Annotated in this window: 25 protein-coding genes; 16 read left to right on the top strand and 9 right to left on the bottom strand. The window is 68.2% G+C overall.

Annotated features, from left to right (window positions below; genetic code table 11):
- The first annotated feature begins 2 nt into the window (after positions 1-2).
- Both dnaJ and AC5Y4F_RS15180 read left to right on the top strand, forming a co-directional pair.
- On the top strand, positions 3-1,181 hold the full coding sequence (gene dnaJ, locus AC5Y4F_RS15185) for a molecular chaperone DnaJ (RefSeq protein WP_067936285.1): 1,179 nt from the start codon (positions 3-5) through the stop codon (positions 1,179-1,181).
- Positions 1,181-1,564 (top strand): heat shock protein transcriptional repressor HspR, encoded by a 384-nt coding sequence (locus tag AC5Y4F_RS15180; RefSeq protein ID WP_067936288.1) that lies wholly within the window; start codon positions 1,181-1,183, stop codon positions 1,562-1,564. The genes dnaJ and AC5Y4F_RS15180 overlap by 1 nt, the downstream gene beginning before the upstream one ends.
- 149 nt (positions 1,565-1,713) lie before the next feature.
- On the opposite strand, the gene AC5Y4F_RS15175 is transcribed toward AC5Y4F_RS15180, so the two are convergent.
- The 3 genes from AC5Y4F_RS15175 to AC5Y4F_RS15165 are packed head-to-tail and all read right to left on the bottom strand — an operon-like array spanning position 1,714 to position 4,276.
- Positions 1,714-2,616 carry an aldose 1-epimerase gene (locus AC5Y4F_RS15175; RefSeq protein WP_499997503.1) on the bottom strand — a complete coding sequence of 301 codons (903 nt, stop codon included), beginning with the start codon at positions 2,614-2,616 and terminating at the stop codon, positions 1,714-1,716.
- Positions 2,617-2,618: 2 nt separating this feature from the next.
- On the bottom strand, positions 2,619-3,800 hold the full coding sequence (locus AC5Y4F_RS15170) for an FAD-binding oxidoreductase (RefSeq protein ID WP_499997502.1): 1,182 nt from the start codon (positions 3,798-3,800) through the stop codon (positions 2,619-2,621).
- A 32-nt stretch (positions 3,801-3,832) separates the two neighbouring features.
- Positions 3,833-4,276 carry a DUF3060 domain-containing protein gene (locus AC5Y4F_RS15165; RefSeq protein ID WP_067936294.1) on the bottom strand — a complete coding sequence of 148 codons (444 nt, stop codon included), beginning with the start codon at positions 4,274-4,276 and terminating at the stop codon, positions 3,833-3,835.
- A gap of 120 nt (positions 4,277-4,396) precedes the next feature.
- On the opposite strand from AC5Y4F_RS15165, the gene clpB reads away from it, so the two are divergent.
- Complete coding sequence (gene clpB / locus AC5Y4F_RS15160) at positions 4,397-6,943, top strand: ATP-dependent chaperone ClpB (RefSeq protein ID WP_067936298.1); 2,547 nt, start codon at positions 4,397-4,399, stop codon at positions 6,941-6,943.
- Here the strand turns inward: clpB and AC5Y4F_RS15155 are convergent.
- Positions 6,909-7,769, bottom strand: coding sequence for an enoyl-CoA hydratase/isomerase family protein (locus AC5Y4F_RS15155; protein ID WP_231986391.1), 861 nt, complete (start codon positions 7,767-7,769; stop codon positions 6,909-6,911). The genes clpB and AC5Y4F_RS15155 overlap by 35 nt on opposite strands.
- A 107-nt stretch (positions 7,770-7,876) precedes the next feature.
- Between AC5Y4F_RS15155 and ttfA the strand changes: the two genes are divergently transcribed.
- The 7 genes from ttfA to AC5Y4F_RS15120 all read left to right on the top strand — a co-directional run bounded on the left by ttfA (position 7,877) and on the right by AC5Y4F_RS15120 (position 14,471).
- Positions 7,877-8,755 carry a trehalose monomycolate transport factor TtfA gene (gene ttfA, locus AC5Y4F_RS15150; RefSeq protein WP_067936302.1) on the top strand — a complete coding sequence of 293 codons (879 nt, stop codon included), beginning with the start codon at positions 7,877-7,879 and terminating at the stop codon, positions 8,753-8,755.
- A gap of 45 nt (positions 8,756-8,800) precedes the next feature.
- Positions 8,801-9,577: an SDR family NAD(P)-dependent oxidoreductase gene (locus tag AC5Y4F_RS15145; protein WP_499997501.1), complete on the top strand. Its 777-nt coding sequence runs from the start codon at positions 8,801-8,803 to the stop codon at positions 9,575-9,577.
- A complete protein-coding gene (pyrE, locus tag AC5Y4F_RS15140) occupies positions 9,564-10,103 on the top strand; it encodes an orotate phosphoribosyltransferase (RefSeq protein ID WP_067939849.1) in 540 nt (179 codons plus the stop codon). Before AC5Y4F_RS15145 ends, pyrE begins: the two co-directional genes overlap by 14 nt.
- A gap of 227 nt (positions 10,104-10,330) precedes the next feature.
- Positions 10,331-11,233 (top strand): hypothetical protein, encoded by a 903-nt coding sequence (locus AC5Y4F_RS15135; RefSeq protein ID WP_499997583.1) that lies wholly within the window; start codon positions 10,331-10,333, stop codon positions 11,231-11,233.
- Positions 11,230-11,877 carry a TrmH family RNA methyltransferase gene (locus AC5Y4F_RS15130; protein WP_499997500.1) on the top strand — a complete coding sequence of 216 codons (648 nt, stop codon included), beginning with the start codon at positions 11,230-11,232 and terminating at the stop codon, positions 11,875-11,877. The genes AC5Y4F_RS15135 and AC5Y4F_RS15130 overlap by 4 nt, the downstream gene beginning before the upstream one ends.
- Before the next feature lie 111 nt (positions 11,878-11,988).
- The gene (locus AC5Y4F_RS15125) at positions 11,989-13,122 is read left to right on the top strand and encodes a glycoside hydrolase family 76 protein (RefSeq protein WP_067939795.1); all 1,134 of its coding nucleotides are present in this window, start codon (positions 11,989-11,991) and stop codon (positions 13,120-13,122) included.
- Complete coding sequence (locus AC5Y4F_RS15120) at positions 13,119-14,471, top strand: 3-oxoacid CoA-transferase (protein ID WP_499997499.1); 1,353 nt, start codon at positions 13,119-13,121, stop codon at positions 14,469-14,471. Before AC5Y4F_RS15125 ends, AC5Y4F_RS15120 begins: the two co-directional genes overlap by 4 nt.
- Before the next feature lie 21 nt (positions 14,472-14,492).
- On the opposite strand, the gene AC5Y4F_RS15115 is transcribed toward AC5Y4F_RS15120, so the two are convergent.
- Positions 14,493-15,185 carry a DedA family protein gene (locus AC5Y4F_RS15115; protein WP_067939798.1) on the bottom strand — a complete coding sequence of 231 codons (693 nt, stop codon included), beginning with the start codon at positions 15,183-15,185 and terminating at the stop codon, positions 14,493-14,495.
- Positions 15,186-15,325: 140 nt separating this feature from the next.
- Here AC5Y4F_RS15115 and fbaA point away from each other — a divergent pair, with 140 nt between their 5' ends.
- On the top strand, positions 15,326-16,360 hold the full coding sequence (gene fbaA / locus AC5Y4F_RS15110; RefSeq protein WP_499997498.1) for a class II fructose-bisphosphate aldolase: 1,035 nt from the start codon (positions 15,326-15,328) through the stop codon (positions 16,358-16,360).
- On the opposite strand, the gene AC5Y4F_RS15105 is transcribed toward fbaA, so the two are convergent.
- The gene (locus AC5Y4F_RS15105) at positions 16,357-17,229 is read right to left on the bottom strand and encodes an Rv0361 family membrane protein (RefSeq protein WP_499997497.1); all 873 of its coding nucleotides are present in this window, start codon (positions 17,227-17,229) and stop codon (positions 16,357-16,359) included. The genes fbaA and AC5Y4F_RS15105 overlap by 4 nt on opposite strands.
- Before the next feature lie 120 nt (positions 17,230-17,349).
- Between AC5Y4F_RS15105 and AC5Y4F_RS15100 the strand changes: the two genes are divergently transcribed.
- Positions 17,350-17,763: a DUF3151 domain-containing protein gene (locus tag AC5Y4F_RS15100; protein ID WP_499997496.1), complete on the top strand. Its 414-nt coding sequence runs from the start codon at positions 17,350-17,352 to the stop codon at positions 17,761-17,763.
- A gap of 4 nt (positions 17,764-17,767) precedes the next feature.
- Here AC5Y4F_RS15100 and AC5Y4F_RS15095 read toward each other — a convergent pair whose 3' ends face one another.
- The 3 genes from AC5Y4F_RS15095 to AC5Y4F_RS15085 are packed head-to-tail and all read right to left on the bottom strand — an operon-like array spanning position 17,768 to position 20,162.
- Complete coding sequence (locus AC5Y4F_RS15095; RefSeq protein WP_067939803.1) at positions 17,768-18,664, bottom strand: cation diffusion facilitator family transporter; 897 nt, start codon at positions 18,662-18,664, stop codon at positions 17,768-17,770.
- A gap of 40 nt (positions 18,665-18,704) precedes the next feature.
- Complete coding sequence (locus tag AC5Y4F_RS15090) at positions 18,705-19,487, bottom strand: site-2 protease family protein (protein WP_067939806.1); 783 nt, start codon at positions 19,485-19,487, stop codon at positions 18,705-18,707.
- 9 nt (positions 19,488-19,496) lie between these two features.
- The gene (locus AC5Y4F_RS15085) at positions 19,497-20,162 is read right to left on the bottom strand and encodes a peptidase M50 (RefSeq protein ID WP_499997582.1); all 666 of its coding nucleotides are present in this window, start codon (positions 20,160-20,162) and stop codon (positions 19,497-19,499) included.
- Between the two features lie 333 nt (positions 20,163-20,495).
- Here AC5Y4F_RS15085 and AC5Y4F_RS15080 point away from each other — a divergent pair, with 333 nt between their 5' ends.
- The 4 genes from AC5Y4F_RS15080 (at position 20,496) to purT (ending at position 24,840) form a co-directional block, all read left to right on the top strand.
- Entirely contained in the window at positions 20,496-21,398 is a 903-nt protein-coding gene (locus tag AC5Y4F_RS15080; RefSeq protein WP_499997581.1) for a histidine phosphatase family protein, read from the top strand.
- Between the two features lie 158 nt (positions 21,399-21,556).
- Complete coding sequence (locus AC5Y4F_RS15075) at positions 21,557-22,855, top strand: adenylosuccinate synthase (RefSeq protein WP_499997495.1); 1,299 nt, start codon at positions 21,557-21,559, stop codon at positions 22,853-22,855.
- A complete protein-coding gene (locus tag AC5Y4F_RS15070; protein ID WP_499997494.1) occupies positions 22,852-23,499 on the top strand; it encodes a PaaI family thioesterase in 648 nt (215 codons plus the stop codon). Before AC5Y4F_RS15075 ends, AC5Y4F_RS15070 begins: the two co-directional genes overlap by 4 nt.
- A 96-nt stretch (positions 23,500-23,595) precedes the next feature.
- A complete protein-coding gene (gene purT / locus AC5Y4F_RS15065) occupies positions 23,596-24,840 on the top strand; it encodes a formate-dependent phosphoribosylglycinamide formyltransferase (protein ID WP_499997493.1) in 1,245 nt (414 codons plus the stop codon).
- Positions 24,841-24,907: the final 67 nt, after the last annotated feature.

Genomic DNA, 24,907 nt, shown 5'->3' with positions numbered 1-24,907 from the left:
ACATGGCCCAGCGTGAATGGGTCGAAAAGGACTTCTACAAGGAGCTGGGCGTCTCCTCTGACGCCAGTCCCGAAGAGATCAAACGCGCCTACCGCAAGTTGGCGCGCGACCTACACCCGGACGCCAACCCCGACAACCCCGCCGCCGGCGAAAGATTCAAAGCGGTCTCCGAGGCGCACAACGTCTTGTCGGATCCGGCCAAGCGCAAGGAATACGACGAAACCCGAAGGCTGTTCGCCGGCGGTGGTTTTGGCGGGCGCCGGTTCGACGGCGGCGGGTTCGGGGGCTTCAACGTCGGCGGTGACGGCGCTGAGTTCAACCTCAACGATTTGTTCGATGCCGCCGGCCGAAGCGGCGGCACCAACATCGGTGACCTGTTCGGCGGCTTGTTCGGGCGCGGTTCGGGCGCCCGTCCCAGCCGGCCGCGGCGCGGTAACGACCTCGAGACGGAAACGCAGCTGAATTTCGTCGAGGCCGCCAAGGGCGTGGCGATGCCGCTGCGGCTGACCAGTCCGGCGCCGTGTACCAACTGCCATGGCAGCGGCGCGCGGCCGGGCACCAGCCCGAAGGTCTGCCCCACCTGTAACGGCTCCGGTGTGATCAACCGCAACCAGGGCGCATTCGGTTTCTCCGAACCGTGCACCGATTGCCGGGGCAGCGGCTCGATCATCGAGCACCCCTGTGACGAGTGCAAGGGCACCGGCGTCACCACCCGCACCCGCACGATCAATGTGCGGATCCCACCGGGAGTCGAAGACGGACAGCGCATCCGGCTGCCCGGCCAGGGCGAGGCGGGATTGCGCGGTGCGCCGTCGGGTGACCTGTACGTGACCGTGCACGTGCGCCCGGACAAGGTGTTCGGACGCGACGGCGACGACCTCACGGTGACCGTTCCGGTCAGCTTCGCCGAGTTGGCCCTGGGCTCAACCATTTCGGTGCCCACCCTGGATGGCAAAGTCGGTGTCCGGGTGCCCAAGGGCACCGCCGACGGCCGCATCCTGCGGGTGCGCGGGCGTGGCGTGCCCAAGCGCAGCGGCGGCAACGGGGACTTGCTGGTGACCGTAAAGGTCGCCGTACCACCGAATCTGGAGGGCGCAGCCCAGGAGGCGCTGGAGGCTTACGCCGCCGCGGAGCGGTCCAGCGGCTTCGACCCCCGGGCCGGATGGGCAGGTAATCGCTGATGGCTAAGAACCGCAAAGAGGATGCCCGAACCTTTCTGATCTCGGTGGCCGCCGAGCTGGCCGGCATGCACGCCCAAACGCTGCGCACCTACGACCGGCTCGGCCTGGTCAGCCCGCGCCGGACTTCCGGTGGGGGACGGCGGTATTCGGAGCACGACGTCGACCTGTTGCGTGAGGTGCAACGGCTCTCGCAGGACGAGGGCGTCAACCTCGCCGGCATCAAACGGATCATCGAGCTGACCAACCAGGTCGAAGCGCTGCAGGCCCGGGTCAAAGAATTGACCGAGGAGCTGGCGCAGACGCGGGCCGGCCAGCGCCGCGACGTGGCCGTGGTGCCCAAGAGCACCGCGCTGGTGGTGTGGCAGCCGCGCCGCGGCCGTTGACTGTCGCTCGGTTTCACTTTCGCCCCAAGGGTTTCCGTTCCCGGAGGCATAGGGACAATCCGCAAAGCGCTAGCGCATCTGCTAGCGCTTTTGGCATTCACCCAGTGGCCATCAGGCAGCGACTGAAGAGACCCAAGTGGTCACCGAGATCACACCAGGATGGAAAACTGCGTAACCGCCGGCTCGCCCGGCCGCGCGCAGCGGTAGCCGCCACGGCGCAGGGCGTCGGTCGGTGCGGTCATAGGCTCGAAGCACACGATCGCCTTCGCGGGGTCGTCGACCGGCGGCGCGAAGATCTGCGCCGCCGGATAGCCGCGTTCGAAGTGCACCTCGATGCGGCGCCCGCCGCCGGACACCGCGAACACCGAACCCTCGGCCACCTGGTCATACGCATCGTCGAAGGCCTTGTCGCGCAACGCCTCTTCCCGCGCCGGCTGCGGCTCGGAATTGCCCGTCGGCAGGCCCTTGCCGTCGAGGCCCAGGTGCCGCAACGGCGGTGTCTCGATGACCCAGTCGGCCCGCGGCGCATCGGGCAGCTGCAGATAGGGATGGAACCCGAAGCACAGCGGCACCGCCCGGTCGCCGGTCGCGGTGACCGTGGCCCGGACCGTCAGCCTCCGGTCGGCCAGCCGCGCCGTCACCGCGAGCACATGCGGATAGGGAAAGCTGGCCAGCAATTGGGGATCGGCGCCGAAATCCAGTTCGGCGGTCAGCTCGTTTGCGGTCTCGGCCGTCACCCGCCACCCAGGGTAGGCGGCCAGGACGCCGTGGATGGGTAGCCCGTTGGGGTCGGTGCGCACCCCGTTTTCTCCCGGCAACAGGCTCACGGTGACGTCCTGCGCGGTATAGGTGTTCTCGCCCAATCGATTTGCCCACGGATACAGAATCGGGATGCCCATCGTCTTGCCGTCCGAGATGTAGGCGTCCAGGCCGCGGCGCTGGCCCAGCAGTTCGACACCGGCGTCGCGCAGCGACGTGCCGATCATCCCGGCCTCGGGGACGAACTGCGCGACCACCGGCGACGACGGATCGTGCAGGGTGACGACGTGCATGGCTACCTCCATAGCGGGTCATGCTGAATGTGTTCGGGCGGTGCCCCTTTGGCGATCAGGGCGGCCTTGGTGGCGTTGACCATCGCCGGCCCGCCACACACCAGGATCTGCCGATCGCCCCAGCCGCCGTATTTGGTCACCACTTCGGGCAGTCGCCCGATCTGGTGCACGTGCAGGCCGCGCGGTGGCGTGACGTCGGGATAGTCTGCGGCCCAGGACGGGTCGCTGTTGTACTCCGAGACGGGCGATACCGACAGCCACGGATTGTGCGAGGCGATCTGCCACAGGGTCGGCAGATCGTAGAGCTCGCAGCGGTATCGGGCGCCGAAGAACAGGTGTATCCGCGGATTCACCGCGAACCGGGACAGGTCCATGATCAGCGCCCGCAGTGGCGCCAGCCCCGTGCTGCCGGCCACCATCAGCACGTCGCCCCCGTCGCGGTCGACCCGCAGGCCGCCGTGCGGGCTGGACAGCCGCCACCGGTCGCCGGTGCGCGTTTCGTTGAGGATCGCGGTGCTGACCAAGCCGCCGGGAACCAGGCGGACGTGAAACTCGATTCCGCCGCTCGGGTCGGCCGGAATCGCGGGACTCAAATACCGCCAGCGGTGCGGGCATTGGGGCACGTGGACGTTGACGTACTGGCCGGGGTGATAGTGCATCGGCTGATCGAGCTGCAGGCGGACGACCGCCAGGTCGCGCGACACCCGCATGTGCTCGATGACGGTGCCGTCCCACCAGGCGGGACCCTCCTCGGCGTCCGCGGCGCCGCTCATCACGCCGGTGATCAAATTCAGCGACTGCCTGGCCGCCTCGTCGAGGGTGTCGGTCCAGGCCGCACCCAGGTGGGCGCGCAGGGTCGTCAACAACGCCCGCCGCAGCGTCTCGTAATGCGGGGACAGCACACCGTATTTGCGGTGATCGCGGCCGAGTTGGGCCAGGAACGACACCGGCTCCTGTGTGTGCCGCGCGACGAGCTCGCCGTATACCCAGTGCAACGCGTGGCCGAAAGCCAGCCGCTGGGCGGCCATTTCGGGCGGGAACAGGTCGCGCACCGAAGCGTCGAGGGCGAACCAATGGGTGTAAAAGCGGTGCACGAGCCCATCGGGTTCCCCGGCCGAACCCGACTCCTCGGGGGCGAAGGCGTCGCGCAGCATCCGCAGTGCGTCGACGTCCTCCAGGCTCACGGGCCCCGATTCTAGGCTCGACCGCCGGTGATTCAGCCCTGTCGGACGATGTTGGCCGTCCCGACGTTGTCGATCTTGGGTGAACCCCAGTGATACAGAACGACGTTGCCGGTCCCCGATGCGCTCACCGCGTCGGTGCTGTCGACCGCGACGTGGTTGCCGCTGCCCGAGACGCTCACACTGGTGCAGTGCCCGGTCAGGGTGATGGTGTTGTTCTTCCCGCTCACCGACAGGTAGCCGGCGTGACACGGGATCGTCTTCGTCGTGCCGATCCCGCTGGCCTGCAGCGTGCCGGCTTGCGGGACCGTGGTCGACGGGCCACCCGCGGCGAAGTCGCTATGCAGCCCGATCGCGACCAGCCCCGCGAGCGCCAGTCCGACGGCCACCGCGGTGAGCGAGAAGGCCCGCGCAACGCGGCGCGGAGTTCTGGGCATCTCGCCGTCGGCCTGGTCGGGGTGCTGCGTCGTCTGCGTCATCGATTCGGGGATACCCCGAACGCCGTATCGCCCAAAACTCGGTAGAGTTGAGCGGAACACACTCAACCTTGACGGCGTTGGACATGTGGACAAGCATTTTGTACTACGAACGGAGGTGTCGTGGACTCTTTCAACCCGACCACCAAGACCCAAGCGGCGCTCACCTCGGCACTCCAGGCCGCGTCGGCCGCGGGTAATCCGGAGATTCGGCCCGCGCACCTGCTGATGGCGCTGTTGACGCAGGCCGACGGCATCGCCGGGCCGCTGCTGGAGGCTGTCGGCGTCCAGCCCGCCACCATCCGCACCGAGGCGCAACGCCTGGTCGACAGGCTGCCCCAAACCAGCGGCGCGAGCTCGCAGCCGCAGCTGTCGCGCGAATCACTGGCCGCCATCACCACGGCCCAGCAACTGGCGACCGAGATGGACGACGAGTACGTCTCGACCGAGCACGTGATGGTGGGTCTGGCCACCGGTGATTCCGACGTCGCCAAGCTGCTGACCGGCCACGGCGCCTCGCCGCAGGCGTTGCGCGAGGCGTTCGTCAAGGTGCGCGGCAGCGCCCGGGTCACCAGCCCGGAGCCCGAGGCGACCTACCAGGCGCTGGAGAAGTACTCGACCGACCTCACCGAGCGCGCCCGCGAAGGCAAACTCGACCCGGTTATCGGGCGGGACAACGAGATTCGCCGCGTCGTGCAGGTTCTGTCCCGTCGCACCAAGAACAACCCGGTGCTGATCGGTGAGCCGGGTGTCGGTAAGACCGCGATCGTGGAGGGGCTGGCCCAGCGCATCGTCGCCGGCGACGTGCCCGAGAGCCTGCGCGACAAGACCGTCATCAGCCTGGACCTCGGCTCGATGGTGGCCGGCGCGAAGTACCGCGGCGAGTTCGAGGAACGCCTCAAGGCCGTGCTCGACGACATCAAGAACTCCGCCGGACAGATCATCACCTTCATCGACGAGCTGCACACCATCGTCGGCGCCGGGGCGACCGGCGAGGGCGCGATGGACGCCGGCAACATGATCAAGCCGATGCTGGCCCGCGGCGAGCTGCGGCTGGTCGGCGCCACCACGCTCGACGAATACCGCAAGTACATCGAGAAGGACGCCGCGCTGGAGCGCCGCTTCCAGCAGGTGCTGGTGGGCGAGCCCTCGGTGGAGGACACCATCGGCATCCTGCGCGGGCTGAAGGACCGCTACGAGGTACACCACGGGGTGCGCATCACCGACTCGGCCCTGGTGGCCGCCGCGACGCTGTCCGACCGCTACATCACCGCCCGCTTCCTGCCGGACAAGGCCATCGACCTGGTCGACGAGGCCGCCAGCCGGCTGAAGATGGAGATCGACTCCCGGCCAGTCGAGATCGACGAGGTCGAGCGTCTGGTCCGCCGCCTCGAGATCGAGGAGATGGCGCTGGCCAAGGAGGAGGACGAGGCGTCCAAGGAGCGGCTCGAGAAGCTGCGTTCAGAGCTGGCCGACCAGAAAGAGAAGCTGGCCGAGCTGACCACCCGGTGGCAGAACGAGAAGAACGCCATCGACGTCGTGCGTGAGCTCAAGGAACAGCTGGACACATTGCGCGGGGAGTCCGAGCGCGCCGAGCGCGACGGCGACCTGGCCAAGGCGGCCGAGTTGCGGTACGGCCGCATCCCCGAGGTCGAGAAGAAACTCGAGGCCGCGCTGCCCCATGCCGAGGCCCGCGAAAACGTGATGCTCAAGGAGGAGGTCGGCCCCGACGACATCGCCGATGTCGTGTCGGCGTGGACCGGCATCCCCGCCGGCCGCATGCTCGAGGGCGAGACCGCCAAGCTGCTGCGCATGGAAGACGAGCTGGGCAAGCGCGTCATCGGCCAAAAGAGGGCGGTGACAGCGGTATCCGACGCGGTGCGGCGTTCCCGCGCCGGCGTCGCGGACCCCAACCGGCCCACCGGATCGTTCATGTTCCTCGGGCCGACCGGCGTCGGTAAGACCGAGCTGGCCAAGGCGCTGGCGGAGTTCCTCTTCGACGACGAACGCGCGATGGTCCGCATCGACATGAGCGAATACGGCGAGAAGCACTCGGTGGCCCGGCTGGTCGGCGCCCCGCCGGGATACATCGGCTACGACCAGGGCGGTCAGCTGACCGAGGCGGTGCGGCGGCGTCCGTACACGGTGATCCTGTTCGACGAGATCGAAAAGGCGCACCCGGACGTGTTCGACGTGCTGCTGCAAGTGCTCGACGAGGGCCGGCTCACCGACGGGCAGGGCCGCACGGTCGATTTCCGCAACACCATCCTGATTCTGACGTCCAACCTCGGGTCGGGCGGCGACGAGGAGATGGTGATGGCGGCGGTGCGCTCAGCGTTCAAGCCGGAGTTCATCAACCGGCTCGACGACGTGATCATCTTCGCCGGCCTAGAGCCCGGCGAGTTGGTGCAGATCGTCGACATCCAGCTGGCCCAGCTGCAGAAGCGGCTGGCGCAGCGCCGCCTCACGCTGGAGGTGTCGCTGCCGGCCAAGCAGTGGTTGGCGCAGCGCGGATTCGATCCGGTCTACGGCGCGCGGCCGTTGCGCCGCCTGGTGCAGAAGGCCATCGGTGACCAGCTGGCCAAGCTGTTGTTGGCCGGCGACGTGCACGACGGCGACACCGTTCCGGTGAACGTCAGCCCCGACGGCGACTCGCTGATCCTGGGCTAGGCCCTCGTTTCTGCGCGGCGCCCAACTCGAATTCGCGGGTCTGGGCGCCGGCCGAAATGATCGCTTTCAGTAGTTGGCGGGCCGCGGGCTCCGCGACGGTTTCCCGAAGGAGCTGATCCTCGATACGCAGGCCGGTTGTCATGTCGATCGCCCCGTCCAGAGCGGTGTCCACCGCCCGCTTGGCCGCTGCGATGGCGGTGGGCGGGCTCGCTGCGATGCGTGCGGCCAGCCGGTCGACGAACGGTCGCAGCTCTTCGGGGGGCAGGGCCCGGTCGACGTATCCCCAGGCTTCTGCAGTCGCGGCGTCGATGTCCATGCCGCCAAGGATCACTTCGAGTGCCCGGCCGCGGCCGACCATCCGGGGCAACCGCTGGGTGCCGCCGCCGCCGGGGATGATTCCGACGGACACCTCCGGGTGACCCAGCACCGTCGTGCCGAGCGCGGCATAGCGTAGATCGAAGCCCATCACCAATTCGCAGCCGCCGCCGCGACAGACACCCTCGATGACTGCGATGGTCGCCTTTGGCAACGTCCGGATCTGCTCGGTCATCGCGTGGAAGAACGACGGCTCGTCGTGCAGCGCAGTGTCGTCGGCCGGCAGGTCGTGCAGCAACGAGACGTCGGCGTGTGCGATGAAGATCTCCGGGTCTGCCGAGTCGACGATCAGGACCCGCACCTCGTCGTCGGCGGCGACCTCGCGCGTTAGGCGGTCGATCTCGGTGAGTAGCGCCACGTCCAGCAGATTGATCGGCGGATTGTCGATCGTGGCCCGGCAGATCCCACCGTTTCTGGCGACGCGAATGAGCCGATAGCCCTGGTACACCATGGCCGAACAATACGGGAGGCGGTCCCGGGCGGGTCGCACAATAAGTAACTGGGTTGTGACCTGGTCGCCTTCCATGTTCCGGGCCAATAGCAGATACCCTGTTTTGGATGGTCCCCCTCTGGTTCACGCTCTCCGCGCTGTGCTTTGTCGGCGCGGGGGTGCTGCTGTACGTCGACATCGATCGGCGGCGTGGGCGCAGCAGGCGCCGCAAGTCGTGGGCGCGGTCGCACGGGTTCGACTACGAGCGCGAATCAGCCGACATCGTCAAGCGCTGGAAGCGCGGGGTGATGTCGACGGTCGGCGACGTCGCCGCCCAGAACGTGGTGCTGGGTCAGATCCGCGGCGAGGCCGTCTACATCTTCGACCTGGAAGAGGTCGCCACCGTCATCGCGCTGCACCGCAAGGTGGGCACCAACGTCGTGGTGGATCTGCGGCTCAAGGGCCTCAAAGAGCCACGGGAGAGCGACATTTGGCTGTTGGGTGCGATCGGGCCGCGGATGGTCTACTCCACCAATCTGGATGCCGCCCGACGGGCCTGCGACCGCCGCATGGTCACCTTTGCGCACACCGCTCCGGATAGCGCCGAGATCATGTGGAACGAGCAGAACTGGACGCTGGTCGCCATGCCCATGACCAGCACCCGCGCCCAGTGGGACGAGGGTCTGCGCACCGTGCGCCAGTTCAACGACCTGCTGCGGGTGCTGCCGCCGCTGCCCGAGGAGACCGTTCAGGAGACCGGGGCGCCGGCCGGGCCGCGCAACGCCTCGCCCAGCCGGCCGTTGGCGCCGGCGGGCCGGGCCGAGCTGCCGCCGCGCCGCGCGCAACAAGACGTGGCGGGGCCGCTCGGGCCGGATCTTCAGTCAGGTCGTCACGGCGCCGAGCCGGTGCGCCGCGACCAGCCTCGGTCCGACGGGCGCTCGGAAACCATCCGCCGGCCACCTCCCTCGGGACGCAACGGCCACCAGGCCAACAACTATCAGCGCTGACGGCTCACGGCGGCCGATGATGCCGCCGTCATTAGGATGTCGCTCATGCCCCGCCCCGTTGCCCTGATCACCGGGCCCACGTCCGGAATCGGCGCCGGGTTCGCGCGGCGCTACGCCGGCGACGGCTACGACCTCATCTTGGTCGCCCGCGACGTCGACCGCCTGACCAGGCTGTCGGACGAACTGCAAGAACACTCGGGCAGGGTCGAGATCCTGCCCGCCGACCTGGCCGATGCCGCAGGCCGGCAACGGGTGTGCGACCGGCTGGCCGCTGGGGGAGTGCGCGTATTGGTGAACAACGCCGGCTTCGGCACCTCCGGCGACTTCTGGTCCAGCGATCCCGTGCTGCTGCAGTCCCAGCTCGATGTCACCGTCACCGCGGTCATGCACCTGACCCGCGCGGCCCTGCCGACCATGCTGGAGGCCGGGGCCGGCACCGTCATCAACATCGCCAGCGTTGCGGGGCTGGTGCCGGGGCGCGGCTCGACATACTCGGCGTCCAAGGCGTGGGTGATCTCGTTCAGCGAGGGCTTGTCCGTCGGCCTGCAAGGCACCGGCGTATCCGTGCACGCGGTGTGTCCGGGCTACGTGCACACCGAATTCCACGACCGCGCCGGGATCGACATGGCCAAGTCGCCGTCGTTCATGTGGCTCGAGGTCGACGACGTGGTCAGCCAGAGCCTGGCCGATATCGCCCGCGGCAAGGTGATCAGCATCCCGGGCCTGCAGTACAAGGCGATCATCGCCGCAGAGCGCCTGATCCCGCGGAGCCTGATGCGGGCGGTCACCAAACGAATCGGGAGTGGTCGTGGGCGGACCTGACCGCAAGGAGTTGGCGGACCTGGTGTCACGGCTGTCGGTGGTGCACGGGCGGGTCACGCTGTCTTCCGGCAAGGAGGCCGACTATTACGTCGACCTGCGTCGGGCCACGCTGCACCACCGCGCCTCGGCGTTGATCGGCGCGCTGATGCGCGAACTGACCAGTGACTGGGATTACGACGTGGTCGGCGGCCTGACCCTCGGGGCCGATCCGGTGGCCACCGCCGTGATGCACGCACCGGGTCGCCCGATCGACGCCTTCGTCGTGCGTAAGTCGGCGAAGACCCATGGGCTGCAACGTCTTATCGAAGGATCCGAGGTTTCCGGTAAGCGGGCGCTGGTCGTAGAGGACACCAGTACCACCGGCAACTCTGCGCTCACCGCGGTGCGCGCCGTCCGGGACGCCGGCGGAGAAGTGGTGGGGGTGGCCACCGTCGTGGATCGCGCGACCGGCGCAGCCCAGGCCATCGAGGCCGCGGGGTTGCCCTATCGAAGTGTGCTCGGCCTCACCGATCTGGGGCTGAGCTAGTTGGCGGCGGGCTCTGGCAGGCACCAGCTGTCACATGTGCCGCAGGTGTCCCTGGCGCGGACGATGTTCGTTGTGCCCGCCTCACAGCGACAAATACGTCTTAGCGCGAGGGCGCCCGAGTTGTCGCTCAAAGGCGGGCAATTCGTCCATACCTTGCGCCGGGGACTGCAGTGCCCCGTGGGGCGGACGTGGCGCGGGTGCCTCGGCTTGACCTCGAGCCGCTGATCATGCGTACCGTCCTTGCGATAGTCGCCTGCGTGGTCACCTGCCTGGCCGGCTGCTCGTCCGCTAGCCAACCAGCGCGTCCCTACGGCGCCCAGGGGGCGCGGCTCGGCGAATCGCTGGCCCTGCTCGGCTGGAACATGTCGGTGTCGAATTTGCGCTGGGACGGCGATTACGTGCTTGTCGACGTCGACGCCAGCGCCGCCTCGGCCAAGGACCCGCACGCCAATCCCGAAGACATCCGCTTCGGGCTATACGGCGCGCTGGCCCACCCCATCGAGGTCACCGGCCTGGGCAGCTGTGCCAACGCCAAGGCCGGTGTGCGTGACATCCCCACGCCGCTCTCGGCGCCGCGCGATCGGCTCACGGGCACGGTTTGTCTTGGGCCGCTGAAGGATCGAAGCCAGGTGCGCGGGGTCTACGGCTATTCGCCGCGCGACCGGATCCCGAACAGCTCGTCGGCCTACCCGGTCGCCTTCCCCGTCGGTCTGCTGCCGACCAACGCCAACGACAGCGGCGGCCTGGCGGTCAAGACCGTCAGCCTGTCGGCGTGGCGGGCCGACGGCATCCCGGTGACCAAGATGCAGCTGGGTGACCCGGGAGCGTTCACCGGCAACGGGTACATGCTGCTGGGGCTGGAAGCCACCTCCGTCGCGGCCCGCTATCGCGACGAGTCCGCCAAGCGCGGCGGCCCGATGATGCTGCTGGCATCGCCGACCCTGCCCGCCCCGGGGCTGAGCCCCGCCTGCGCGGCGTACGGGTCGTCGGTGCTGATCCTGCCCGATGCCTCATTGGACGCGGTGCACGTCAACGCGTCGCTGTGCACCCAGGGCGAGATCAACGACGCGTTGCTCTACGCGACGCTGGCCATCGACGGCACGCACGCCGGCGTGTGGACGCAGCGATGAGCGGCCCCGGTCCCACCGAATGGGCGATGACACCGCCGGCCGGCGTCGGGCCGTGGCCCGGTGATCCGCCCGACAACCCGCGCTATGACCCAGTCCTGTTGCGCGAGGGCGACACTCGCAACGTCGTCGATGCATACCGGTACTGGACGCGCGAAGCGATCATCGCCGACATCGACCGGCGGCGGCACCCCCTACACGTGGCGATCGAGAACTTCGGCCACGACGCCAACATCGGTTCGGTGGTGCGCACCGCCAACGCGTTCGCGGTGCACACCGTGCACATCGTGGGGCGGCGGCGGTGGAATCGCCGCGGCGCCATGGTGACAGATCGCTATCAGCGGTTGTGCCATCACGACAGCACCGCCGAGCTGCTGGAGTTTGCCGCGGACACCGGGCTGACAGTGGTCGCCGTGGACAACGTCCCGGGCGCGACGCGCTTGGAGCAGACCGCGCTGCCCCGCGAGTGCCTGCTGGTGTTCGGCCAGGAGGGGCCCGGCATCACCGACGACATCCGTAGGGGTGCGGGGCTGACGGTATCGATCGCGCAGTTCGGATCGACGCGCAGTATCAACGCGGGCGTCGCCGCCGGAATCGCCATGCACGCGTGGGTCAGGCAGCACGCCGATTTGTCCCGCGCATGGTGACGTGCAGTGCGTCTTGAGTGTGAACTGAGGGCGGGCCCGCGGCGGATCGCCCTGCATTCACACTCGACGCCCTGAACGCACACGCAACCGCGTGGTGCAGGATCGACAGCTATGGATCAGCTCTGGGTCAACCGCGCGGCCAGCTGCGAAGCCGCTGTCACGCAACGACACCTGAAGCGGCTGTGGGGACTGCCCGCCACCCAGCTGGGGGTGGTGGCCTGGCCCGCGACGCGGCGCGACCGCTGGTTCGGCACCTGGCACTACTGGTGGCAGGCCCATCTGCTGGACTGCCTGATCGACGCCGAGGCGCGCGATCCGCAGCCGCACCGGCATACCGAGATCAACCGGCAGGTCCGCTCGCACCGGCTGCGCAACAACTTCTCCTGGATCAACAGCTACTACGACGACATGGCCTGGTTGGCGCTGGCGCTCGAACGCGCCGCCCGGATCGCCGGCGTCGAGCGCCGGCGCGCTTTACCCAAGCTCGCCAATCAATTCGTCGGGGCATGGGCGCCCGAGGACGGCGGCGGCATCCCGTGGCGCAAGTCCGACCAGTTCTTCAACGCCCCGGCCAACGGCCCCGCGGGAATCTTCCTCGCCCGCTACGGAGACCATCTGCAACGTGCCGAGCAGATGGGCGATTGGATCGACCAGACGCTGATCGACCCGGAGACGCACCTGGTGTTCGACGGCATCAAGGACGGTTCGCTGGTGCGCGCGCAGTACACCTACTGCCAGGGCGTGGTGCTGGGGCTGGAGACCGAACTCGCGGCCCGCACCGCCGCCGAGAGCAGGCAGCGTCACGCCGCCCGGGTGCACCGGCTGGTCGCGGCCGTGCGCGAACACATGGCGCCGGCGGGTGTGCTGGCCGGCACTGGCGGCGGGGACGGCGGCCTGTTCGCCGGGGTGACCGCCCGCTACCTGGCGCTGGTGGCCACGGCGCTGCCGGGGGAGGCGGCCGACGACGTGCTGGCCCGCGACACCGCCCGGCAGATCGTGCTGGCCAGCGCGAAGTCGGCCTGGGATAACCGTCAAACGGTGGACGGACTGCCGGTGTTCGGCCCATTTTGGGACCGCGACGCCCAGCTGCCCACGGCGGGCGGTAAGCAGGCGGAGTTCGTCGGGGGAGCGGTGATGGCTTCCGAGGTACCCGAACGGGACCTGTCGGTGCAGTTGTCGGGGTGGATGCTCATGGAGGCCGCCTGTAACGTCTCCGCCGAGTCGAAGAACAGGAGCCCCCGGTGAGCAATAAGGTCCACCCCGACGCGGAGTCGGCCCTGCGCGGCCTGCTGAAGGACGGCATCACCATCGCTGCGGGCGGCTTCGGCCTTTGTGGCATCCCCGAGAAGCTGATCCAGGCTCTGGTCGACAGCGGCATCAAGGACCTCACCATCGTCGGAAACAACGCCGGCGTAGACGATTTCGGCATGGGGCTGCTGCTCAAGGGTCGGCAGGTGAAGAGGGTGATCGCCTCCTACGTCGGGGAGAACAAGGAGTTCGAGCGCCAGGTGCTGGCCGGCGAGCTGGATTTGGTGCTCACGCCGCAGGGCACGCTCGCGGAGAAGCTGCGGGCCGGCGGCGCGGGCATCCCCGGGTTCTACACCCGCACGGCCTTCGGCACCAACCTCGCCGAAGGAAAGGACACCAGGGTCTTCGACGGCACCGAATACGTTCTGGAGGAAGGTATTCGGGCCGACGTGGCGATCGTCAAGGCGTGGAAGGGCGACACGGCCGGCAACCTCGTCTACCGCAAAACCGCGCGCAACTTCAACCCGATGATCGCCACCTGCGGCGCGATCACCGTCGCCGAGGTGGAAGAGCTGGTCGAGGCCGGCGAACTGGATCCCGACCTGGTCCACACGCCGGGTATCTACGTCGACCGCATCATCGCGGGCACCGGCTACGAGAAGCGCATCGAGTTCCGCACTACCAGCGGCGGTGCCGCGCTGAAGAATGACAGCCCCATCCGCGAGCGGATGGCCCAGCGCGCCGCCCAGGAACTGCGCGACGGCTTTTATGTGAACCTGGGCATCGGCATTCCGACGTTGGTGGCCAACTTCATCCCCGATGGCATCAAGGTCACGCTGCAATCCGAGAACGGCTTGCTCGGCATCGGGGCCTACCCGAGCGAGCAGACCGTCGACCCGGATCTGATCAACGCGGGCAAGCAGACCATCACCAGCCTGCCCGGGTCCAGCTTCTTCAGCAGCGCCGATTCCTTCGCGATGATCCGTGGCGGCCACATCGACCTATCCATACTGGGCGCTCTGGAAGTCGCGGAGAACGGTGACCTGGCCAACTGGATGGTGCCGGGCAAGATGGTCAAAGGACCAGGCGGCGCAATGGATTTGGTGTCCGGTGTCAAACGGGTGATCGTGCTGATGGACCACACCGCCAAAGACGGCAGCCCGAAGATTCTGCGTCAATGCACGCTGCCGCTCACGGGCAAGAACGTGGTCGACATGATCATCACCAACCTGTGCGTCTTCGACGTCGAGCCGGGACAGGGACTGGTGCTCACCGAATTGCAGCCGGGAGTCACGGTCGAGGAAGTTCGCGCCAAGACGGGCTGCGACTTCAAAGTCGCGGTCTGACCCCACGATTGTCTCGGCCGGCTACTCGGCCGCCGGCAGCCGTTCGGCTTCCCGGTCGTCTGTGCTCTGCGCGCGCCGCCGTCCCCGATAGCTGCGCAGGGCGGCGATGAACGCCGGCATCAGGGAGACGACGAGGATCGCCAACAGTATTTTCTGCAGGTTATGGTGCACGAACGGCACATTGCCCATGAAGTAGCCGGCCAGCGTGACACCGCCGCCCCAGAGGATGCCGCCGACGATGTCGAAGCCCAGGAACACCGGGTAGCGCATGTAGGAGACCCCGGCGACCGGTGGGACGAACGTCCGCACGAACGGCGCAAACCGGGCCAGGATGATCGCCCAGGGCCCATATTTCTCGAAGAACGCGTGTGACTCGGTCACATAATGTTTCTTGAAGAATCGGGAGTCTTCCTTCTTGAACAGCGCCGGGCCGATTCTCCGGCCGATGAAGTACCCCGTCTGATCGCCCAGTATCGCCACCGTGGCGACGGCCGGGGCCAGCACCCAGATGCTGGCCGGTGGGTTCGGGTGCGCGGCCAGCAGACCGCCGGTGAACAGCAGCGATTCCCCGGGCAACAGCGGAAACAGCAGCCCGGTCTCGATGAAGACAATGATCAGGATGCCGGGCAGGACCGCGGACCCGAAGACGCCATCGGCGCCCAACCAATACATCGGGTCGAAGATGTGGGGCAGGGCCGTCACGGCGGTGCTCATGATCCCTCAACATACCGGCGAAATCAGCTTGGCCCGCACGAAGCCCGGACTAACCCGCCGCCCGGCGCGGCGGCCGGTTTGCCGGGTAGCTGCCGACCACGCATCCGTGGTTGGGTAGGACCAGCCGTCAGGAGGTGTCTATGCCCATCGCCACGCCCGAGGTCTATGCCGAGATGCTGCGACGCGCCAAGGAGCACTCGTATGCCTTCCCGGCGATCAACTGCACGTCGTCGGAGACGGTCAACGCGGCCATCAAAGGCTTCGCCGATGCCGGCAGCGACGGGATCATCCAGTTCTCCACCGGTGGCGCCGAATTCGCGTCCGGGCTGGGGGTGAAGGACATGGTGACCGGCGCGGTGGCACTGGCCGAGTTCACCCGTTGTATCGCGGACAGATATCCGATCAACGTTGCGCTGCACACCGACCATTGCCCCAAGGACAAGCTGGGCACCTATGTCCGCCCGCTGCTGGCGATTTCGGCCGAACGGGTGGCCGCGGGCCGAGAGCCGCTGTTCGGGTCGCACATGTGGGATGGTTCGGCCGTGCCGATCGACGAGAATCTGCAGATCGCCCGGGAACTGCTCAAGGACGCGGCGGCGGCCAAGATCATCCTCGAGATCGAGATCGGCGTCGTGGGTGGCGAGGAGGACGGTGTCGCCCACGAGATCAACGACAAGCTCTACACCTCACCGGACGATTTCGAGAAGACCATCGATGCGCTCGGTCACGGCGAGCACGGCAAGTACCTGCTCGCCGCCACGTTCGGCAACGTGCACGGCGTCTACAAGCCCGGCAACGTCAAGCTCCGCCCCGACATATTGGCCCAGGGTCAAAAGGTGGCGGCGGCCAAGCTGGGGTTGGGGGACGACGCCAAGCCGTTCGACTTCGTCTTCCACGGCGGTTCCGGTTCGTTGACGTCGGAGATCGAGGACTCGCTGCGCTACGGCGTGGTGAAGATGAACGTCGACACCGACACCCAGTACGCATTCACCCGTCCCATCGCCGGCCACATGTTCGGCAACTACGACGGCGTGCTCAAGGTAGACGGTGAGGTCGGCGTCAAGAAGGTCTACGACCCGCGCAGCTATCTGAAGAAGGCCGAGGCGTCGATGTCCGAGCGAGTGGTCCGGGCCTGCACCGACCTGCACTGCGCCGGAAAGTCAGTCGGCAGCTAGCCGCTGGGCGACTGGCACACCTTCCACTGGTCGTCGCGATACTGCAGATCCAGGCTGCGGGTGGAGCGCACCTGCGGGTCGTACGCCATGAACGTGGTGACGTTCGCCTCGGCGTGCTGGCCGTTGACCACCACCTGATCGATGCTGGCGATCACCGGATACTGCTTGGCCGCCGACACCCGGCGATAGGTCTCGTCCCAGGCGTGTTCGTCGTAATCGGCGTAGCCGTCGCGGGTGGTGCCGCACGTGATCGTGCGCAGCGTGGTCAGATCACCACGCTGGATCGCTACGTCAAAGTTCTGAATGGTCTGCCGAACCTGGTCTTCCCGAGACACGTTCGAGTGTTTGCCCCGGGTGAGCAGCACGGTGCCCAGGATCGCGATCGCCGCCAGCGCCAAGACGATCACTACCAGCGCCAGAATCCAGCCCCAGTTGAATTGTCTTGACGTACGCAACTTCGCGCCGAGGCGGGGCGGGATCGATTGCGGGACAGCTGCTTTGGGTGGCGCTTCGAACTGCGCGGTACCATCCTGTCCTGGCGCCGCCCCGAAGGCCTCGGTGGCGGGCTCCGCCGTGGCGGCAATGACGGTGGTTTCTTTGGCGTCGAAGCCCGGCGCGGTGAACCGACGTTCGCGCTGGCCGCCGTTCGGTATTTCCTCGGGTCCGCTGGAAGGGTCGGGTCTGTTGATCACCTCGGTTTCGGTCTCCGGATCGCTGGGGACCAGGGGGACGCCCTCGGTGGCGTCGTCTCCGGTTTCGAAGCCGGACTCGGCCCCCCACTCGTCGCTCGGTTCGCCGCGAGACTCGCGTGGGTCGAACCCGCGCCGTTTCGGCGCGCCGCCGCGGTCGGGTTCGGATCGTTTGGGCATGAGTACTACTGTCCTCCCGCTTCGTGGGGTAGTTGCAGAGCTTAGCGACCCAGTACCCGTCTTCCGCCGTTGGCCGAGGTGCGTCACGCGGGCAAAACGGGCGAGCTGCAGAATAGAGCCATGTCACCGATGGGAGACCTGCTGGGGCCCGACCCGATCCTGCTGCCCGGAGATGCCGATGCCGAGGCGGAGCTGCTTGCCGGCGAGGAGCCCGGCATCGTGGCCGCCGCGCATCCGACCGCATCGGTGGCCTGGGCGACGCTGGCCGAGCGCGCGTTTGCTGACGACCAGGCCATCACCGCTTACGCCTATGCCCGTACCGGCTACCACCGCGGCCTGGACCAGCTGCGCCGAAACGGTTGGAAGGGCTTCGGCCCCGTGCCCTACTCGCACGAACCCAACCGCGGCTTTCTGCGATGTGTGGCGGCCCTGGCGCGCGCCGCCGAGACGATCGGCGAAACCGACGAGTACTCGCGCTGCCTTGACCTGCTCGACGATTGCGACCCGGAAGCGCGCACGGCGCTTGGGCTTTGACGCTCTAAAAACTGTCCGAACAATCGGTGTCGTCGGGGCAGTCGATCTGGACGGTGGCGTGCTCCAGTCCGCGAGCCGACAACGCCGCGCGCGCGTCACGCAGCACCCGCGCGGAGTCGCCGGAGCTGATCAGATGCGCGGTGCACATGTCCTTGCCGGGCGAGAGCGTCCACACGTGCAGGTCGTGCACGTCGATCACCCCGTCGACGGCGCCGAGTGCGGCGCGCAGTTCCTCGACATCGATGTGCATCGGCGACGACTCTGACAGGATCCGCAGCGCGTCGCGCGCCAGTGCGACGGCCCGCGGCAACACCCAGAGCGCGACCAGCACCGCCACGACCACATCGGCGTAGGGCCAGTGCGTCGTCACGGTGACCACCCCGGCGATCAGGACGCCGAGGCTGCCCACGGTGTCGGCGACGACTTCCATGTAGGCGCCCCTGGCCGCCAGGCTGCCCGACGAGTGGGAACGCAACAGCAGCGCGACCACGAGATTGGTGGCGAGCCCGCCCAGCGCGACCACGATCATCGGCACGCCGGGGACGGCGGGCGCTTCGCTGAGCCGCCGGACGGCCTCGTAGAGGATGAACAGCGCCACGCCGATCAGCAGCCCCGCGTTCGCGACGGCCGTGAACACCTCGGCGCGGTTCCAGCCGTAGGTACGGGCGGGCGACGAGCTGCCGCGGCGCGCCAGGGTGACGGCGGCCAGTCCCATGAAGACGGCGACGACGTCGGTCAGCATATGGCCGGCGTCGGCCAGCAGCGCGATCGAGTTGATCACCAGCGAGGTGGCCAGCTCCACCGCGAAGAACGCCACCAGGATCGCTGCGGCCATGATCATGCGCGGGATCAGCCGAGCGCCCTCCGTGTCGGCCGGGGTGTGGTCGTGGCCTGCGCCCATGGTCCGAAATATATGCGTGGGAACGAATATATGGCAAGGGTCAGAACCAGCGGCTCCAGAAGCGGGTCAGTGCGTTGCCCCAGCCCACCAGCACGTCCGGTACGCCGGATAGGTCGAATAGAGACAACACGAGCCCGAAGAACCACTGGTTGAGCACCGGCGCCAGGAGCAGGAACAGCAGGATGACGAAGCCCCACTGCTTGGCCGGCGCCAACGACCGCTGGGTCTGGGGGCTCAAATGCGGTTCCAGGGCGTCGTATCCGTCCAGGCCCGGGATGGGCAGCAGATTCAGCAGCACGGCGGTGAGTTGAAGGAACGCCAGGAACGCCACCCCGGCCCACAGCACCACGTGCGACGGGTCGAAGAACAACCGCGTTGCCACCAGCAGCAGCACCGCTAGCACGAGGTTGGCCGCCGGACCGGCCAGGCTGACCATGGTGCGCCGGGCGGGTGTCATGAACCAGGTCCGCACGTAGACCGCGGCGCCCGGCAGGCCGATCCCGCCCAGCAGGATGATCACCATCGGCAGCAGCAGCGAGAGCGCCGGATGGCTGTAGCGGCGCGGGTCCAGTCTCAGGTACCCCCGCACAGCGACGTCGTGATCGCCGAACCGCCAGGCGGTCACCGCGTGGCCGAATTCGTGCAGGCACAGCGACACCAGCCAGCCGGCGATCACGAAGATGAACACGCCGGCGTACGCCAGCGGCCGGGTGCTGATCCCGGCCGACCAGGCCAACGCGGCGCCGACGCCGGTCAGGCCGATCAGGCCCACAAAGATCGGGCTGGGCCGTACCGATTCACGCCGGGAGGCAGGGAAGCTCACCGGTCGAAACTAGCCGACGAGCAGCCAGCCTTCGACGTTGCGGTAGAACGCCGAGCGGCGAGCGGCGCGCGCGGCGGGGATGCCGTCACGCAGCACGGCGGCACCGGTGCTGCCCAGCTGAGCGGCGCGGCCGGTCACCCATCGGCGCCAGAGGCGGCCGGGACCGCGGCCTGCGACCGTCGCGCGCAATCCCGGCGCGGCCAGCATCGGCTCGATCCACACGCCGGCGACGTCACCGTCGAACAACGTCGTGTCGTCGACCACCGCCTCGCCGTGGATCCACCGCGCGCCGTCCGCCGGCACCCAGGCGGCCCGCCCCACGATCACCGACCCCGTCTCGTCGCGGATCAGCGGCACCCGCCGCGCCGCGCCGCGCCGGGCCCGCCGCGCCGCCCGGAAACCGGCCGGCTGGCGGTAGATCCGGGTGGCCCGGGTGCGGCGGCGCGGCACGTAGGCCACCTCGACGTCGAGCCGCTCGGCGCGCAGCAGCCGGGTGAGCACCGCGGCCAGCTCGGCGTCGCGGCCCAGCACGATCAGCCGCCGGTATGGGCCGATCGCGGCATCGATATCGGTTTGACCGACGACGCGGTGGGTTTGCGTGCCCCGCAACGGTCGGTAGGTGCGCCGTTGGCCGAATAGGAGGACCGCGGTGCCTCGATCTCCTTGCGTCACAATCTATCCAATCGAGAAGTGGCCAATGCCGTTGTCTTCCAGCACCTCTGGCCGGGCATGAGTCGAGACGCAAAAGATCTCGCCATAACGACACAGTCACAACATGGTGTCGGAGTGCGAAAGTTGTTGCAACGCTGCCGGGAAACAAGCGGATACTTTACTCCTGCCACAGGGCCGACGTTGCGCGGAATCCCACCACGAGTGGTTGAGGGAACGGAGAATGACCATTCGCCGACTTACCGCCATCTTGTCAACCGCGCGATCAGCATTGCTCGTGCCGGGTGCCGGCCCCATACGCCTCCGGTGCTGACGAAGCCGCTGTACCCCGTTGCCGCCGTGCTGCTTTCGATTGTCCTGCTGTGCAATGCATCTGCGACAGCCTCGGCGGACGAATCGATCGTGATCGACCTGGTGCGACACGGGCAGTCGACAGCCAATGCGGCGAGCCTGATCGACACGGCGCCGCCCGGCGCCTCGCTCACCGCGCTCGGTCGGCAACAGGCGCAGACCGTGGCCGGCGTTCTCGCGGCGAAGGGCCCGGTCGCCGCAATCTTCGCGTCGCAGTTGGTCAGGACGCAGCAGACCGCGGCGCCGTTGGCCGCCGCGCTGGGCATGAACCCGCAGGTATTGCCGGGGCTCAACGAGATCGACGCCGGCGCATTCAACGGCCAGCCGCAGGTCAGCCTCGGCGGGCTGGCATACCTGCTGGCCCCCGTCGCGTGGATGCTCGGGCTGCGCATCGTGCCGATGCTGGCTCCCGGCTCCACCGATTCCAACGGATTCGAGTTCCGCAGGCGTTTCGACGGCGCGCTGCAAACCGTGTACGGCAACGCCGCGACCAACGTCGGTCACTTCAACGACCTGCTCCTGACGATGTATGCCAACGCGCTTGCCAACCCGGTCCGCGCCGCGAACGGCAGGATCACCGAGGTGGCGTTCTCCAGCGAATTCGTCATCGGCGTCGGGACGATGATGAGCGTCAAAAACCCCGATCCCTTGCTGCTGCTTTTCGATCCGCTGCCCAACACCGGCATCGTCGTGATCCAGGGCAGCCCGCATGACGGCTGGACGCTGATCAGCTGGAACGGCAAACCCGTGCACCCCAGTTGGTCGGGCACCAAGAGCGCTCGTGGCGCCAACGGCCTGTGCCTGATGCTGGACGCGTCCACCAGGACCGGCGTATGCGCGGCCAAGCCGCCGGCGCCGGGAAGCGCTCCGGTCGCGGCGCCGTACGGGTGAGGTCGCCGCCCGCCTTTACCGGCTGTGTCACCCCGGTCTCGCCACCTCCTGGCTTAAGCTGATTTGCCCGGCTCCTCAGCCGGCCAGCACGGTCGTCAGGCTAGGGTGGGTCACCGGCTGGACCACAATACGCAGGCGAGATCAGGTGGGAGCGTGTCATGCCGGCAATCGTCCTCATCGGCGCCCAATGGGGCGACGAGGGCAAAGGTAAGGCCACCGATTTGCTCGGTGGGCGCGTTCAGTGGGTGGTGCGCTACCAGGGCGGCAACAACGCCGGGCACACCGTCGTCTTGCCTACCGGCGAAAACTTCGCGCTGCACCTCATCCCGTCGGGAGTGCTGACCCCGGGGGTCACCAATGTCATCGGCAACGGCGTGGTGGTCGACCCCGGCGTGCTGCTGGACGAGCTGAAGGGCCTCGAGGACCGCGGGGTCGACACCTCGCGGCTGCTCATCTCCGCCGACGCGCACCTGCTGTTGCCCTATCACGTGGCCATCGACAAGGTCACCGAGCGCTACATGGGGAACAAGAAGATCGGCACCACCGGCCGCGGCATCGGCCCTTGTTACCAGGACAAGATCGCGCGCATCGGCATCCGGGTCGCCGACGTGCTGCATCGAGAAGTGTTGACGCACAAGGTCGAAGCCGCGCTGGAGCTGAAAAACCAGATCCTGGTCAAGATCTACAACCGCAAGGCGCTGGATCCGCATCAGGTGGTCGAGTCCCTGCTCGAGCAGGCCGAAGGCTTCAAGCACCGCATCGCCGACACCCGGCTGCTGCTCAACACCGCGCTGGAGGCCGGCGAGGCCGTGCTGCTGGAAGGCTCGCAGGGCACGCTGCTCGACGTCGACCACGGCACGTATCCCTATGTGACGTCGTCGAATCCGACGGCGGGCGGCGCGGCCGTGGGTTCGGGAATCGGTCCCACCAGGATCACCGCCGTGCTGGGGATCCTCAAGGCCTACACCACCCGCGTGGGCTCGGGCCCGTTCCCCACCGAGCTGTTCGACGAGAACGGCGAATACCTGTCCAAGACGGGCGGCGAATTCGGCGTCACCACCGGACGGCGCCGGCGGTGCGGCTGGTTCGACGCCGTCATCGCCCGCTACGCCACCCGGGTCAACGGCATCACCGATTTCTTCCTGACCAAGCTCGACGTGCTGTCCAGTCTGGAGACGGTCCCGGTGTGTGTGGGCTATCAGATCGACGGGCAGCGCATCCACGAGATGCCGATGACGCAAAGCGACCTTTCGCGCGCCGAACCCATCTACGAAGAACTGCCCGGCTGGTGGGAGGACATCTCGCACGCACGGGAATTCGACGACCTGCCCGCCAAAGCGCGTGACTACGTGCTGAGGCTGGAAGAGCTTGCCGGAGCGCACATTTCGTGTATCGGTGTGGGCCCAGGACGTGAACAGACCATCGTGCGCCGCGACGTCCTGGCGGCCCGTCCGTGACCGAAGCTGCTCAGGATCCCAAAGACCTCGACCCCGAGTACACCCACCACGGCGGCTTCCCCGAATACGGCGTGGCCGAACCGGGCCCGGGATTCGGGCGGTTCGTGGCGGCCATGCGCCGGCTACAGGACCTCGCCGTGTCGGCCGATCCCGACGACGAGGTGTGGGACGACGCGGCCGATCGTGTCGTGGCGCTGACCGAGCTGCTGGGGCCGTTCCAGGCTGCCGTGGAGGGTCAGGCACCGGCCGGACGGACCCCGGGGCTGCCCGGCATGGGTAGCCTGCTGCTGCCGCCGTGGACGTTGACGCGATACGAGTCCGAGGGCTGCGAAATGCGGGGCCATTTCACCCGGTTTCACGTCGGGGGCAACTATGCGGTGCACGGCGGCGTGCTGCCGCTGCTGTTTGACCATATGTTCGGGATGGTCTCCCACGCCGCGGACCGCCCCATCAGCCGGACCGCATACCTGCATGTCGACTACCGCAAGATCACGCCGATCGACGTGCCGTTGGTGGTGCGCGGACGGGTGACCAGCACCGAAGGGCGCAAAGCGTTCGTGTCGGCGGAACTGGTCGACGAGGACGGCGCGCTGCTGGCCGAGGCCAACGGCCTGATGGTGCAGTTACTCCCGGGCCAGCCTTGAGCCGGATGGCCCGCTTCCTGCATCCCCGCTACGCGGGCCGCATCGTCGGCGGGCGAGGCCGGCCGCGCACATCCAGAACCGACCTATCCTTGAGCCGTGACTGACGGCGCGCCCGACGGACGGGACGACGAAACGACGGCGCTCGCCGTGCCCCAGCAAGCCCCCGCACCCGCCGAAGCCCAGCCCGGGGGCGCCGACGGCAGGCCGACGGTGGTGTTGCTGGGTTCTGGCGAGACCGGCCGGGAGCTGGCGATCGCCCTCGGGCGCCTCGGTGCCCGGGTGGTCGCCGTCGACCAGCATCCGCATGCACCCGCGCACGGGGTGGCCGACCAGGCCCTGGTGCTTGCGCTGACCGACGCCGCCGAGCTGTCCGCGGCGCTGCAACGGCTGCAGCCCGACTTCGTCGTGACCGCGACCGCCGCCGTCGCCGTCGAGGCCCTCGACGCCGTGGCCACAGCGAACCGCACCGAGTTGGTGCCCAGCGCCCGCGCCGCGCGGCTCAGCGCCGACCGAGAGGGGTTGCGCCGCCTAGCCGCCGACGAGTTGGGGCTGCCCACCGCGCCGTTCTGGTTCGTCGGGTCCCCGGGCGAACTGGAGGCGGTAGGCGCGCATGCCGGATACCCGCTGTTGATCAAGCCCGCGGCCGGGCCGATCGGACCGCGGCAGTCGGTGGTCGGTCGACGCGAAGAACTCGAGCCGGCGTGGCAGCGCGCGGTGGGCGGTCACGCGGGACCCGGGCAGCCGCGGGTGCTGGCCGAGACCGTGGTCGAGGTCGAGTTCTACGTGACGCTGCTGGCGGTGCGCAGCGAAGGGCCGGCGGGTCCGGTGATCGAGTTCTGTTCGCCCATCGGTCATCGTGACTCCGGCGGGCAGGTGCTGGAGTCCTGGCAACCCCAGAAGTTGAGTGCGGCGGCGACGGACGCCGCGAAGTCGATTGCCGCGCGAATCGCGAAGGCGCTGGGTGGACGCGGCGTCTTCGCGGTCGAATTGATGGTCAACGGCGACGAGGTGTACTTCGCCGATGTCACGTCCCACCCCACCGACAGCGTCTGGGTGACACTGCGCAGTCAGCGGCTCTCCGCGTTCGAACTTGCGGCCCGGACCATCCTGGACCTGCCGGTGGACACCATGATGGTTTCGCCGGCCGCCGCCCGCGCGATCGACTCCGTCCCCTCCCATGGCCCCGCGGCACTGACCGGCGCTCTGAGCGTGCCCGAAAGTGACGTGCGGGTGGTCGGGCGCGGCTACCGGGCGTTGGCCACCGCGCCGGAGGTGACGGCCGCCCGCGAGCGCGCCGGCCAGGTGGCCGACCGGCTCGCCGCGTCAGAGTCGTCCGGCTGAGCCCGCTCGGCGGGTGGTGCGAATCGACCGCCCCCGGCTGGGTGCGGCGACGGCCTCGATACCATCG

It is taken from the genome of Mycobacterium sp. NGS56, assembly GCF_059812425.1.
The sequence above is the reverse complement of the archived record's forward strand: the minus strand, read 5'-3'. Positions and strand labels throughout refer to the sequence as shown.

Coding starts and splice junctions, on each gene's coding strand:
- dnaJ (WP_067936285.1), top strand. CDS start 3: ATGGCCCAGCGTGAATGGGTCGAAAAGGACTTCTACAAGGAGCTGGGC.
- AC5Y4F_RS15180 (WP_067936288.1), top strand. CDS start 1,181: ATGGCTAAGAACCGCAAAGAGGATGCCCGAACCTTTCTGATCTCGGTG.
- AC5Y4F_RS15175 (WP_499997503.1), bottom strand. CDS start 2,616: ATGCACGTCGTCACCCTGCACGATCCGTCGTCGCCGGTGGTCGCGCAG.
- AC5Y4F_RS15165 (WP_067936294.1), bottom strand. CDS start 4,276: ATGACGCAGACGACGCAGCACCCCGACCAGGCCGACGGCGAGATGCCC.
- AC5Y4F_RS15155 (WP_231986391.1), bottom strand. CDS start 7,769: ATGGTGTACCAGGGCTATCGGCTCATTCGCGTCGCCAGAAACGGTGGG.
- ttfA (WP_067936302.1), top strand. CDS start 7,877: ATGGTCCCCCTCTGGTTCACGCTCTCCGCGCTGTGCTTTGTCGGCGCG.
- AC5Y4F_RS15145 (WP_499997501.1), top strand. CDS start 8,801: ATGCCCCGCCCCGTTGCCCTGATCACCGGGCCCACGTCCGGAATCGGC.
- AC5Y4F_RS15135 (WP_499997583.1), top strand. CDS start 10,331: ATGCGTACCGTCCTTGCGATAGTCGCCTGCGTGGTCACCTGCCTGGCC.
- AC5Y4F_RS15130 (WP_499997500.1), top strand. CDS start 11,230: ATGAGCGGCCCCGGTCCCACCGAATGGGCGATGACACCGCCGGCCGGC.
- AC5Y4F_RS15125 (WP_067939795.1), top strand. CDS start 11,989: ATGGATCAGCTCTGGGTCAACCGCGCGGCCAGCTGCGAAGCCGCTGTC.
- AC5Y4F_RS15115 (WP_067939798.1), bottom strand. CDS start 15,185: ATGAGCACCGCCGTGACGGCCCTGCCCCACATCTTCGACCCGATGTAT.
- fbaA (WP_499997498.1), top strand. CDS start 15,326: ATGCCCATCGCCACGCCCGAGGTCTATGCCGAGATGCTGCGACGCGCC.
- AC5Y4F_RS15105 (WP_499997497.1), bottom strand. CDS start 17,229: ATGCCCAAACGATCCGAACCCGACCGCGGCGGCGCGCCGAAACGGCGC.
- AC5Y4F_RS15100 (WP_499997496.1), top strand. CDS start 17,350: ATGTCACCGATGGGAGACCTGCTGGGGCCCGACCCGATCCTGCTGCCC.
- AC5Y4F_RS15095 (WP_067939803.1), bottom strand. CDS start 18,664: ATGGGCGCAGGCCACGACCACACCCCGGCCGACACGGAGGGCGCTCGG.
- AC5Y4F_RS15075 (WP_499997495.1), top strand. CDS start 21,557: ATGCCGGCAATCGTCCTCATCGGCGCCCAATGGGGCGACGAGGGCAAA.